Source organism: Pseudoalteromonas sp. TB64, assembly GCF_000498095.1.
Classification (GTDB): Bacteria; Pseudomonadota; Gammaproteobacteria; order Enterobacterales; family Alteromonadaceae; genus Pseudoalteromonas.
The window spans coordinates 15,069-27,566 of record NZ_AUTQ01000105.1 but is presented as its reverse complement, the minus strand read 5'-3'; the positions used below and the strand labels follow the sequence as shown (position 1 = coordinate 27,566).

The following is a 12,498-nucleotide window of genomic DNA, read 5'->3' as shown; positions in this document are numbered from 1 at the left end:
AAGAATCTTTATATTGTGTGTGAAGATGTTGTCAGTGTGAAAGGCAACTCAAGTTCGGTGGATTCACTTCCATAAAGAACGAGTTTGAGTTGTTTTTATTTCCTTTCAATGCCACGTAATGTAAACCAAAAATCTTTATATTGTGTGTGAAGATGTTGTCAGTGTGAAAGGCAACTCAAGTTCGGTGGTGACTGAGTTTGAGTTGTTTTTATTTCCTTTCAATGCCACGTAATGTAAACCAAGAATCTTTATATTGTGTGTGAAGATGTTGTCAGTGTGAAAAGCGGCTCAATTTCGGTGGTGACTGAATTTGGGCTGTTTTTATTTTTGCCTCCACATAGTGTAAATAATAAATCTTTATGTTCTATGTGAAGATGTTGTCAGTGTGAAAGGCAATTCAAGTTCGGTGGGTTTACTTCCATAAAGAATCACTTGAGTTGTTTTAATTTAACTCCCTTTATATATTCCTCAACTTTCAAGTATTTCTAATATTACATCTATTTTTTAAATTACGCTTACCCATAAACTAATAAAATAGAAGGCTATTAATTGCACTTAAGAAATAGCCAACGTCTATTTGAGTAATTTAACTATCAGCTATACTTACTTTATCTTTTGCAAATAGTGCTATTAAGCCATCTATAATTGCACTTTGCCACACGTAATAATCGTGTCCTCCTGCGTATTCTTTATAGTTAACATCGTAGCCTTTCATTCTTAATATATCGCGTAAGTGTCTACTACCATCAAGAATTCCTTTTCCACCATTTCTACTTCCTTCAAAGAGTCCTGCAGTAATAAAAAAGTTGATAGGTAGCAGATCTTTAACCATAAAGTTTTCGGATACATAATATGTATTTAACGATTTTTTATGCTTAGGAGCCCACCAATAAGAACCGCTTAAAGAAATAACGTTACCAAAAATATCAGAGCGTCTAAAAGCAGTTGTAGTCGCACCAATACCACCGTAGCTTGAACCGGCTAAAACTCTTTGCTTTGCAGAAAATTTAACTGGAGAGTTTTTTTCTATGGTAGGTAACAATTCAGATGTTAGCATTTTAGTGAAATTTGGGTTATCTGGTAACTCGTTTCCTCTAGTCTTATTGTCTAAGTTGTCGATAAATATAGCTTCTATTGGAGGAAGAAGTTTATTATTCACCAAGGTATTGAGTTTAGAGTCTAAGTTAACTTTTTCTAGATATTTAGGTCCATCAAACATAAAAATCTGAATAGCATTTGATTTTGTTATATCACCAAAACGATATACTTTTATATTACGTTTATTTTTTAATATATTACTATCTAATTCAAATGATAATGCAGGCACAATGGAGTTGCTCTGTGCATTTTTTAAATATTGGTTCGAGAGATTATTTAAATCTATAACAGAACTTTGTTCGAATTTAGTTTTAGCTGCAATTGGAAAGTAATGCGGGTTATTAGGATCTCTTTGGGCCGTTGCAAGTAACGCAACTCTTTTTTCGTAACGCTCTCCAGTAAATTGGGGTACATCTGGCGCTAATTTATAAGACAGTTGTGTATCATTAGGTACTTTATAGCTTTTATACCAAATGTTTGATTTCCCGAGGCGTTCCATCCAACCATGATCATTATCAGGAGCTCCGAAAATCAGCACATTATTTTTTGCTCCCCTGTAAATAAATGTTAGTAAGCTATTATCATCAAGGGGTTCTATTAAAGGGGAGTTGTTCTTAATTAAAATATCCCATACATCGTCAGTTTCTTCTCCAGATTCAAGCATTGAAAATGCTTGATTTATTAATTTACTATCAGTTTTTTGTATATAGTTATTTTGCTCACTCTGACTAACAATCCTGTTAATTGTAACGTTTGGGATTGGTCCAGAATAAATCATTTTTGGGTTGTCGTAATCAGCAACAAAATGAAGCTTAGATTGTTTTAAATTTACATTTAATACCTCTCGTATAGGTTGGGAGTTTTGGTCTATCAAAGAAATTTCAGTATCATTTTCAGCAGCAACAATTGCACTAATATAGCTTCCTTTGTCTGCCAAAAATGTATACGTTTTGTTTGTTTTATCGAGTGTTACTTTACTTTTTTCTTGTCCGTAAACACCACTTGATAACGAGAGGGAAATTGAAATTGCTAATAAAATACTTGAGCGCATAAGTGTCCTTTTATAATGCTAATGATAATGCTTTTTATTTGTATCAATTATGTGTTGATTGCTAAAGTAATGCAAATAATGCCGTATTTTTAAGCCTTATTTAATGTGATTAACGGTAGGGGACTCAAATGACACGAATTTTTTGATTTGTATTTATCTTTTTTCATTTCAGTAACGCGCATGCTAATTACTTTCTAACTATTGATGTTAATGAGCAAAACCTGCTTTTTGATAGAGAGTTTTTTACCGTAGGTGATGACTATGGTGCCTGCGTATTAGGGAGGCTCGTGTAGTAGCAATACAAGCTAAGTTAAAATTTAAAATAGAGGGCTTTTATAACAATGACCATTATCGTGTAAGTGATAATATTCATTATTGTATGTGTAAAGCTATTTATGTTGATGGAGTTTATAAAAGTTGCTTTATTTATAATAAATTTAATGTGAATTTGAAATGTTTTTAATAACTAAGTTATTGTTTTTTAATTTGTTATTTTTAATTAACAAAATGGTTTCTAAAGCTTAACTCAAATTTATTGTTTTTTAGTTGAACAGAAAACTCTCTTTGTTATACTCACGTTCGAACTTTCAGTAAGTTTTGAAAGTTTGATTGATACGGATCAATTTTCACAAGGTGAATTTGTGCTAACCGGATTTGATCGTATTCAGCACCTGATTTTTGGGCTTACAGCAGCAATGTTTTTTAAATTTTTCCATTGCTATGTATTAATTTTAATTTTGTTATTAGTCATTTTAGTAGGTTAATGTCTTTGAACACACTTTCTTTACATCATGCAAATGCTGCTCTCGCCCCAAGCGAGCAGGTTACGTGTGAGCGCTTGAATAAAGCGAGTAAAGGCGTGTGTGTCGCTATAACATTGTTAGTGTTTAATACTGTCATGCTGCTAAGTGGTGCACTAGAGGATGCCTTCAAGCTTGAAGCTTTACTAAGTGATGGGTTTATTGTAGAGCCACTGTTACTTACTATTGCTGAATTTTTAGCTCATCCAATCATATCAAGTCAGTTACTTATTGGCCTTTGTTGGTTATTGTTCCATATTTTTCCAGCGCGTCGTGCTGGAATTATCCTCCGTAAAGCAGCCTTTGCTTTTAGCGAGGCTAAAGTTCTTCAGCCAGTGCAAGTTGCACATGGTTGTCGTGCTCCACCTAGCTTTACAGGTTGTCTGTAGGGTTACACCTTGTTGCTGGTTTTAATTATTTGTTCTTGCTGTAAATAATTAAAGTTAGCTAAAACAAAGTAACTCGTGTTTTTTAAACACTTTTCAGCCAACCACAACTCACCCAAGTTAATTTTTATTGCGTTATATAAATGCGTTTAAAAAAACTGGGTTTGTTTGCTAGGAGTTTTTACACCTATCATCTAAAGCTTGTTTCATCTTCATTTTATAATTCAGTTCTAATTAACTTGGGTTTTATCGAAAAATCGTTGCTTGGTTTTTTAAAGCAACAAACTCAAACCCTCTAGGTTGTAGGATAGTCCCTTGTTAATTCGTAACCTTTGTAATATTGCTTTAGCTAGTACAGTGCTGGCGCTGTCAGGCTGTAAAGGCGGGATACTTGATCCAAAAGGGCAGATAGGCATTGATGAGAAAAATTTAATCATCATCGCGACCGTGCTTATGTTGCTTGTAGTGATCCCCGTTATTGTGATGACTTTATATTTCGCATGGAAATATAGAGACACACAAACTCATGAAATTTACGCTCCAAAATGGGCTCATTCAAATAAAATTGAAGCTGCTGTTTGGGCTGTTCCTATCGTTATTGTGATTATTTTAGGTGTTATTACCTGGGAGTCTACTCAAGCATTAGACCCATACAAGCCAATTGAAGGTAAAGGTAAACATCTTACTGTTGAAGTGGTGTCATTAAACTGGAAGTGGCTATTTATTTATCCTGAGCAAGGTATTGCTACGGTTAATGAATTAGTGTTTCCGGCAAATGTGCCTGTTGAATACAAAATCACTTCAGAGAGCACAATGAACTCGTTTTTCATTCCGCAATTGGGTAGTCAAATATACTCAATGGCCGGTATGGAAACCAAGCTTCACTTAATTGCTAATGAGCCAGGTACATTTAAAGGCTTTTCGGCAAATTACAGTGGTGCAGGCTTTACTGGCATGAAGTTCAACGCAATTGCCACACCTACTCAAGCTGGTTTTGATAAGTGGGTGAGTGATGTGAAAGCGAATTCAAGCGCTAATAATCTTACTCATGCAAATTATGTTGAGCTTGCAAAAGCGAGCGAAAATAATCCTGTAGCTTATTACGGTAAAGTTGAAGACGGCTTATTTCATACAATTGTTATGAAATACATGCAGGCGCATGGCGATATGAATAAAAAGCACAATGCGATGGGCGAACATGGCGAGATGGGTAAACAACATCACGCTATGGACAAGCATTCAGCGAAATCATCACACAGCCAAGGCGAGGAATAATCATGTCGTTTTTAGGCAAACTATCTTTAGATGCAATTCCGTTTCATGAACCAATTCTTGTGGTCACGATGTCGGTTATTGCAATAGCTGGGCTTATTATTGCCGGGCTTATTACAAAGTACAAAAAATGGGGCGTGCTTTGGCGCGACTGGATCACGTCTGTTGATCATAAACGCTTAGGCGTGATGTATATCTTTCTTGCATTAATAATGCTATTTCGTGGTTTTTCTGATGCCATAATGATGCGTACTCAGTTAGCACTTGCTACCAGCGGGGCGCCCGGTTATTTGCCACCAGAGCACTACGACCAAATATTTACTGCCCATGGCGTAATTATGATCATATTTATGGCAATGCCATTTATGATTGGTTTAATGAACATTATATTACCACTACAAATTGGTGCTCGCGATGTTGCATTCCCATTTTTAAATAACTTAAGTTTTTGGTTTACTGCCAGTGGCGCTATTTTAATTAATATCTCACTTGTTTTTGGTGAGTTTGCTAAAACAGGTTGGGTGGCATATCCGCCGCTTTCGGAGCTGACCTTTAGCCCTGGGGTGGGGGTAGATTATTATATATGGGCCTTGCAAATATCCGGGCTTGGTACTCTTTTAACCGCTGTAAACTTTTTAGCGACTGTATTTAAAATGCGTGCACCGGGTATGACCCTAATGAAAATGCCTATTTTCACATGGACATGTACTTGGGCAAATATCTTAATTGCAGCATCATTCCCAATTTTAACTGCTGTGTTAACTATGCTAACACTGGATCGTTATCTCGATTTCCACTTCTTTACCAATGAATTGGGCGGTAACGCCATGATGTACATCAACCTGTTTTGGGCGTGGGGTCATCCTGAGGTATATATTTTAGTATTACCAGCATTTGGTGTTTTCTCTGAAATTATTTCGACCTTTGCTGGTAAGCGTTTATTTGGTTATAAATCGATGGTTTACGCCAGCGGTGCAATCTCTATTTTAGGGTTTGTTGTTTGGTTACATCACTTCTTTACTATGGGGTCCAGTGCAAACGTTAACGCGTTCTTTGGAGTAATGACCATGGTTATAGCGGTACCAACCGGCGTTAAGCTATTTAACTGGTTGTTTACTATTTATCGCGGACGTTTGCGTATCAGTGTTCCTGTACTTTGGACGCTTGGCTTTATGGTTACCTTTACTGTAGGCGGCATGACTGGTGTATTACTTGCCATTCCTGGTGCGGACTATGTATTACACAACAGCTTATTCTTAATAGCGCATTTTCATAACACTATTATTGGTGGTGCTGTATTTGGTTACCTTGCTGGTTTTGCATTTTGGTTCCCTAAAGCAATGGGCTTTAAACTGAATGAAAAATGGGGTAAAGCATCATTTTGGTGTTGGATTATTGGTTTCTTCGTAGCATTTATGCCGCTGTACGTACTTGGTTTCTTAGGTATGACTCGTCGTTTAAACCACACTAATAATCCAGATTGGAACATATGGTTATACATTGCTGCAGGCGGTGCTGTGATTATTATGTTCGGTATTATTAGCCAAGTTATTCAACTATATGTGAGCTTTAGAGACCGCGAAGCGCTTGACGATACAACAGGCGATCCGTGGAACGGTCATACACTTGAGTGGGCAACAAGTTCACCTCCACAAGTGTATAACTTTGCAACTATTCCACACGTTGATGATATTGATGCATGGACCGACATGAAAGAAAAAGGTCAAGCATATTTAGATAAAGCTAATTACAGCCCTATTCATATGCCTAAAAACACATCTGCTGGTGTGCTAATGGCGGCAAGTTTAACTGTATTTTGTTTTTCAATGATTTGGCATATTTGGTGGTTAGCTGTTGTTGGATTAGTAGGTGGAATTGCCATCTTTATCAAACGTTGTTACACAAACGATGTTGATTACTATATTCAACCAGATGAAATAGCACGAACAGAGCAGGCTTATAATTTAAGTGGCGCTGGTCAAAAAAGTACTATTGCTAACGAGAATAAGGAGCTAAACGCGTGAGTACACTATCTGCAAATGTAGGGTCTGCAAATTTAGACTCAGTATCTCATGATGCTCACGAGCATGAGCATCATGATACTTCTGGCGATACCGTATTTGGCTTTTGGTTATATTTAATGACCGATTGCCTATTATTTGCCTCGTTTTTTGCCACTTACGCCGTGTTATTTATGAACACGGCAGGTGGTGTATCAGGTAAAGATATTTTCGAACTCGATTTTGTAGCAGTAGAAACTGCTGCACTACTTATTAGTAGTATTACTTTTGGCTTTGCCATGCTTGCCGCTCAAGGGCAAAAAAAGGCACTTACCTTAACATGGTTATTTGTTACGTTTTGTTTAGGTGCTGTGTTTATTAGTATGGAAATATACGAATTTCATCACCTAATAGTGAACGGGCATGGTCCGCAACATAGTGCTTTTTTAACATCGTTTTTCTCATTAGTTGGCTTGCACGGTTTGCACGTAACCGCAGGTTTAATATGGATGACAATAATGATGATTGAAGTTGCTAAGCGCGGTCTTGGCAAGGCAACTATTACGCGTTTAAGTTGCTTAAGTTTATTTTGGCACTTTTTAGATGTTGTTTGGATTTGTGTATTTACCGTTGTTTATTTAATGGGAGCAATGTAATGAGCCACAGCGAATCGCATTCATTAAAGCAAAGTGATCATCACGATGAGTCTCACGGCAGTGTTAAAAGTTACCTAATTGGCTTTGTGCTATCAGTTATTTTAACAACTATTCCATTTTATATGGTTATGAGTGGTGACTTTTCAAAAGTAACAACGCTTTGGAGCATTGTTACTTTAGCTATCGTACAAATTTGGGTGCATTTAAAATACTTTTTACACCTTAACTTTACGACTGCAAATGGTCGAGCAAGTACTTTCTCATTCCTATTCAGTGCCCTGATTATCGTAATGGTTGTTGGGTTATCTGTTTGGATCATTTATGAATCTAACGCAATGATGATGTACTAGGAGTTGAAGATGTTTCGTCGTTATTTATCAGTGACAAAGCCAGGTATTATTATGGGGAATTTAATCAGCGTAGCGGGTGGGTTTTTACTTGCCTCGCGCGGTGACATAGATCCATGGTTAATGGTTGCCACGTTAATTGGCTTATCGCTCGTAGTTGCATCGGGTTGTGCTATCAATAATGTAATTGATAGAGATATAGATGTAGCAATGGCACGTACTCGTACACGTGTAACTGTAACTGGCGAAATGTCTGCTAAGGCTGCACTTAGCCACGGTGTTTTATTGGGTATTGTAGGTTTTGGGTTATTAATTGCTTTTACTACTCAAGCTGCCGTGTTTTTTGCAGCCTTTGGTTATGTTATTTATGTAGGGGTTTATAGCCTCTACATGAAACGTAACTCAGTATATGGCACTTTTGTAGGTAGCCTTTCTGGCGCTGTACCACCAGTAGTTGGTTACTGCGCCGTGACAGGGCAGTTCGATATGGGCGCATTAATACTGCTAGTTATGTTTAGCTTGTGGCAAATGCCGCACTCTTACGCTATCGCTATTTTTCGCTTTAAAGATTACCAAGCTGCAGGTATTCCTGTATTACCCGTAGCGCAAGGTATTGATAAAGCAAAGCGCCACATTGTGCTTTACATAGCTGTCTATGCCTTAGTTGTGATGTTACTGCCAATTACTGGCTACACAGGTGCTGCTTTTATGGCTGTTGCTTGTATTACCAGCTTTTGGTGGTTGCTAATGGCGCTACGCGGCTATCGTCGTAATATTGATATGAGCAGCTGGGCACGTAAAGTGTTCGCATTTTCAATTATTAATATTACAGCGTTAAGCATTGCTATGGCTGTTGATTATCATAGCGTTGCTCCACAGCTATTAACGCTTACCTAATTTAAAATTTTTTAACTATTCCAAAGTTAATCCAAAGGCTCGAAAGAGCCTTTTTTTATGCCTAAATATTAAAATAATTGAACATTCGTATACTCGCTCTTTTACTTTTTAAAATCATCAGCATTGTAATAAAGTGGTTTAAGCGTGCCGCAATTAATAAATTTATAGGTAAGCTCATTTTCAGCTGGGACACGTTTTGAGGTACGAAGTTTTTGCATACACGCATTAACTAAATCTACAAAAATAAGATGGTTATAGCTCGGTGCTTTTTGAATTTTATGAATATAAATACGCTCAGTACCGCTTAGTGTAATCATGTCGTAGTCTTGCCATTGCGATGATTCACTCAAATCTTTTAGTTCTCTGGCATACAGCTGCTTACTCAAGACCAACTCTTTTTTTGAATAAATTAAACTACCACCTTGTTGATAATCACCCTCGTAAATATCGGCAATAATCGTAATTTCTTCACCACGCATTAAATGCTGAATATTAAACGCTTGTGGCTTTACGGTGATTAACTCGGCATTTCTAACAAAGCCTAAAAATGGAACATCGGGGTTTCCTATTTTATAAACAACTTGCACATCATTGGGTAAATTATAGGTGGGTAAATTCATTGCAATAATAGACGAGCCTTGATTAACCAAAGCCATAGGGTGCTCAGCATTGTAAGCGGGGTCTACCGGTGGAAGTTCTGCTTTTTCTTCTTCAGCTGCGGCAAAGCCACTTAAAGTGATTAGTAATAAAGTAAGTAGTAAGCGCATTATAATCTCAATTAATTTATGAGCTTAAATTGTAGTATAAAAATATATATTACATTGAGTTAATTACACTTAATACTTAACTGCAAAGGATTGTATAAAAGGCTCAAATGAGCCTTTTATACAATTTCAAGGTAATTTCAAGATGGTTTCAAGGTAATCTCAAAGCGACATTAAAATAATGGCGACTAAATAAGCACTACTTAATTGCTTTTTTTACTTCTCGCCAATCTATTATTTTAAAGTTTTGAGGCTGCTGTGGCATACGGTTATAACCATCTTGTACAACTAAAATACCTTCAGGATAACCCGGAAGAGACTTAGATGTTACTGTTAACCCGTCGGTTTCTGATGTGCCATCAATACCATTAACCAAATCACTTATTACACTAAACTTACCTGCAAACTCTAAGCTAGGTGTTTTAATGCCCGCAGTACCATTCTTTATTTTATACAGTACGTAGCTGTTATCACCTTGGCTCGAAACAACTAAATAACGTGTTTTGTCGCTGTGGTAAATTTCCATACCTTCAACATCATCAACAAGTTGCTCATTTATGCCTTGTAGCATAACCGGTGTACTTCCTGCCGTTGGCTCTGCACCTATAAACCAAATACCGGCATCTTCTTCGCCTACAAATAATTGTCCTAGTGCATCATCTGCACTACAGCCTTCTGGTTGGCTTGGTAGGTTAAACTCGCGAACAAGCTTGCCTGTTATTTTTTCGTTATTCTCAATGATTTTATATTGCTGATACAGCCCCGATTTATCATTTACAAATACATAGTTCCCCGTATTTGACGAGTACATACATAAGCCATAAATTTCATCAAGATTGGTAGGAATATCAGTAATGTACTTCACATTATTATTAGCTTGTACTGTAAATACACTAATACCATTAAGTGTTCGGTTACTGGCGGTTATTAATGTATTGGTACTGTTTTTAATGGTGCTATTTTGTCGCAGGTCCACGTTATTTAAACGACCAACTTCAAGTGACTGTTCAAGCTTGCCATTTAGGCTATATACCATTAGTCCACGGCGTTTATCAGTGCCTAAAATTAAGCTGTTTGCTGCATTTTTAGGGTTAACCCAAATTGCCGGATCGTCTGCTGCATCACCAAATGCTTGAACGGGGGCTGTTTGTGCACTTGCCTTTATTTGAGTGATTGATTGAGTGTTGGTTTTTAATGGTTTTTTGATAGGTGTTACAGGCAATGTACTTTTAATATAAGCGCCTGTTTCGTCGTTATACAGCACTGCCGTTGCCGCGTTGTTACTTGTGTAATTTACCGCTACCGATTCCAAGCTCAAGTCACCATTTAACATCCAGTTATTAAACGCTTTGCCAATTGGATCATAAGCATACACAGTATTGTTTTTGGTACTAGTAAACCAAATCATACCATCTTGCGAAGCCGAAATAGCTCCTAGTTCACTGTGTAACTTTCCAAAGGGTGCGACTAAAGCAATCGGTTTTTTATCTGCTTGCGATTCCGCGTTCGCGTTTATTGCCCAAATGCCTACTTCGCTTTCACTTACATATAAGGTATTTGTTGTTGTACTTACAGCACAACCCGACGCCTCACTAACGCCAGAAAATTCACGTAAATTTACGTTAACCGCTTTATTATTCGCTGTATCAAAAACAATCGTTTCAGTAATTAGCCCGCGTACATCAGGTACAAATGCTGATATTGATTCACTCGCTTTATTAGTGAATAAACACACTGTATCGGGTTGTGCTTGTGGTGGATTAATACGCGTTAGTTCAATTGTATTCCAGCCACTTTGAGTGTGTTCAAGCTTAAATATAACTACGTTATCTTGATTGTTATCAATAGTTGCAACCAAAAATGAGTGTGCTGTTAGCTTAGTGACAGCAAGCGCTTCAAAGTTACCTTTTTTTATAATGCTGCTTTGTTGCGTTTCACTTTCAACTAACACTAAGCCTTTGCTTTCGCTTGCTAGCAACCAATTGTTATTATTTAACCATGCCGCTTGTGAGCCTTGCATGTTATCTGTTGGACCAAATTTAGTACTATTAATGACTACTTTATCGGGTGTGTTTTTTACTGCCGTATTTGTAGTCACGTTACTATTGCTACACGCACTTAATGTACTGAGCACTAAGCTACTTACAATTAAGCTAATAGATGTTTTTAATTTAAAGTTCATGTTGTAACCCTTTATTGGTCAAAGCGCTTTTGAGTGCTGTAACGCACTTCGCCTTTATAGTTAATAGCCGTTGCTTTTAGTGCTTCATTGTTAATCGAAAAGCTTAAAAGTCCTGGTGTAGCTTCTGCAAAACGCGTAAATTCACGTTGTTTTACGTAACGCGCTTCGCTACCGCCACCAGATACAAAGTGGTCGAGTTTACTGCCATCTATTTGGTTATGTTGCAGGTCATGTTCGTGTCCTGCTATGTATGCTTGCACACCATTTTGCTCAAATATGGGCTCGAGTAAATTACGTAAACCTTCAGTAAGTCCGTAACGTTTTCCACTGCTATAAAGTGGGTGATGACCAACCACTATTTTCCATCGTGCTTGGCTATTTTCGAGCTGGCTATTTAACCATGTTAATTGCGCTTGGCTGTTTTGCCCTTGAGTTGCTTTGTATTTTTCGCGTGTTTTGTATTCAGGATTTAAAGTATTAGTGTCTAAAAACACCATTAATATCTGCTCGCCACCTTTTAAAGTAAAGGTTTTGCTGTAATAGCGTGCAGGTAAATTCCAGCGCTGACTTTTTTTACTGTAATCAAGTTGTGCTTGCGCATTACCTAAATAATCATGATTACCCAGTACTACATACCAAGGCTCGAATGTATGTGGACCATGGTAAATATCTTCATAGGCACTTTGCCAAAGCGGGTCGTTAACACTTGCCACGCCATTGGGATAAAAGTTATCGCCAGTTGAAATAGTAAAATCACCATCCGTTTGAAACATCGCTATTTCTAACTGGTGTGCTACGTCTTTTTGATAAAAGTGCCCGTTATGACCCCAATCACCAATAACCGTAAAATTTAAGCTCTTAGGCAGGACCGTCAAGTTGGCAATTTTTTGTTGCTCGTATAATACATCGGTGTACGTTACGTTTGCCAATACGCTTTGTATACTGCATAAGCCAAGTGTTATTAGCAGTAATGTTTTTTTTATCATTATTGTTCTCCCATGTTTGGTAGCGCTAAATAAAGTGATTAGCACTACCTCATAAACTT

At 37.3% G+C, this 12,498-nt stretch carries 10 protein-coding genes; 6 read left to right on the top strand and 4 right to left on the bottom strand.

Annotation, left to right across the window (positions count from 1 at the left end; genetic code table 11):
• Nucleotides 1–586 precede the first annotated feature (586 nt).
• Nucleotides 587–2,149, bottom strand: a complete 1,563-nt coding sequence (locus L647_RS0107955) for an alpha/beta hydrolase-fold protein (protein ID WP_024610684.1) — start codon at nucleotides 2,147–2,149, stop codon at nucleotides 587–589.
• Nucleotides 2,150–2,918: 769 nt separating this feature from the next.
• Here L647_RS0107955 and L647_RS0107945 point away from each other — a divergent pair.
• The 6 genes from L647_RS0107945 (at nucleotide 2,919) to cyoE (ending at nucleotide 8,507) form a co-directional block, all read left to right on the top strand.
• Nucleotides 2,919–3,338: a hypothetical protein gene (locus tag L647_RS0107945; protein WP_024610683.1), complete on the top strand. Its 420-nt coding sequence runs from the start codon at nucleotides 2,919–2,921 to the stop codon at nucleotides 3,336–3,338.
• Nucleotides 3,339–3,650: 312 nt separating this feature from the next.
• A complete protein-coding gene (gene cyoA / locus L647_RS0107940; RefSeq protein WP_024610682.1) occupies nucleotides 3,651–4,610 on the top strand; it encodes a ubiquinol oxidase subunit II in 960 nt (319 codons plus the stop codon).
• A 2-nt stretch (nucleotides 4,611–4,612) separates the two neighbouring features.
• Complete coding sequence (gene cyoB / locus L647_RS0107935; protein ID WP_024610681.1) at nucleotides 4,613–6,631, top strand: cytochrome o ubiquinol oxidase subunit I; 2,019 nt, start codon at nucleotides 4,613–4,615, stop codon at nucleotides 6,629–6,631.
• Nucleotides 6,628–7,263 carry a cytochrome o ubiquinol oxidase subunit III gene (cyoC, locus tag L647_RS0107930; RefSeq protein WP_024610680.1) on the top strand — a complete coding sequence of 212 codons (636 nt, stop codon included), beginning with the start codon at nucleotides 6,628–6,630 and terminating at the stop codon, nucleotides 7,261–7,263. Before cyoB ends, cyoC begins: the two co-directional genes overlap by 4 nt.
• Nucleotides 7,263–7,613: a cytochrome o ubiquinol oxidase subunit IV gene (gene cyoD / locus L647_RS0107925; protein WP_024610679.1), complete on the top strand. Its 351-nt coding sequence runs from the start codon at nucleotides 7,263–7,265 to the stop codon at nucleotides 7,611–7,613. The genes cyoC and cyoD overlap by 1 nt, the downstream gene beginning before the upstream one ends.
• A gap of 9 nt (nucleotides 7,614–7,622) precedes the next feature.
• Nucleotides 7,623–8,507: a heme o synthase gene (gene cyoE, locus L647_RS0107920; RefSeq protein ID WP_024610678.1), complete on the top strand. Its 885-nt coding sequence runs from the start codon at nucleotides 7,623–7,625 to the stop codon at nucleotides 8,505–8,507.
• A gap of 101 nt (nucleotides 8,508–8,608) precedes the next feature.
• Here the strand turns inward: cyoE and L647_RS0107915 are convergent, their stop codons facing one another.
• The 3 genes from L647_RS0107915 to L647_RS0107905 form a co-directional block, all read right to left on the bottom strand.
• Nucleotides 8,609–9,274 (bottom strand): hypothetical protein, encoded by a 666-nt coding sequence (locus tag L647_RS0107915; protein WP_010555183.1) that lies wholly within the window; start codon nucleotides 9,272–9,274, stop codon nucleotides 8,609–8,611.
• Nucleotides 9,275–9,470: 196 nt separating this feature from the next.
• Complete coding sequence (locus tag L647_RS0107910; protein WP_024610677.1) at nucleotides 9,471–11,453, bottom strand: phytase; 1,983 nt, start codon at nucleotides 11,451–11,453, stop codon at nucleotides 9,471–9,473.
• Nucleotides 11,454–11,464: 11 nt separating this feature from the next.
• A complete protein-coding gene (locus tag L647_RS0107905; RefSeq protein ID WP_024610676.1) occupies nucleotides 11,465–12,439 on the bottom strand; it encodes a metallophosphoesterase in 975 nt (324 codons plus the stop codon).
• Nucleotides 12,440–12,498 lie beyond the last annotated feature (59 nt).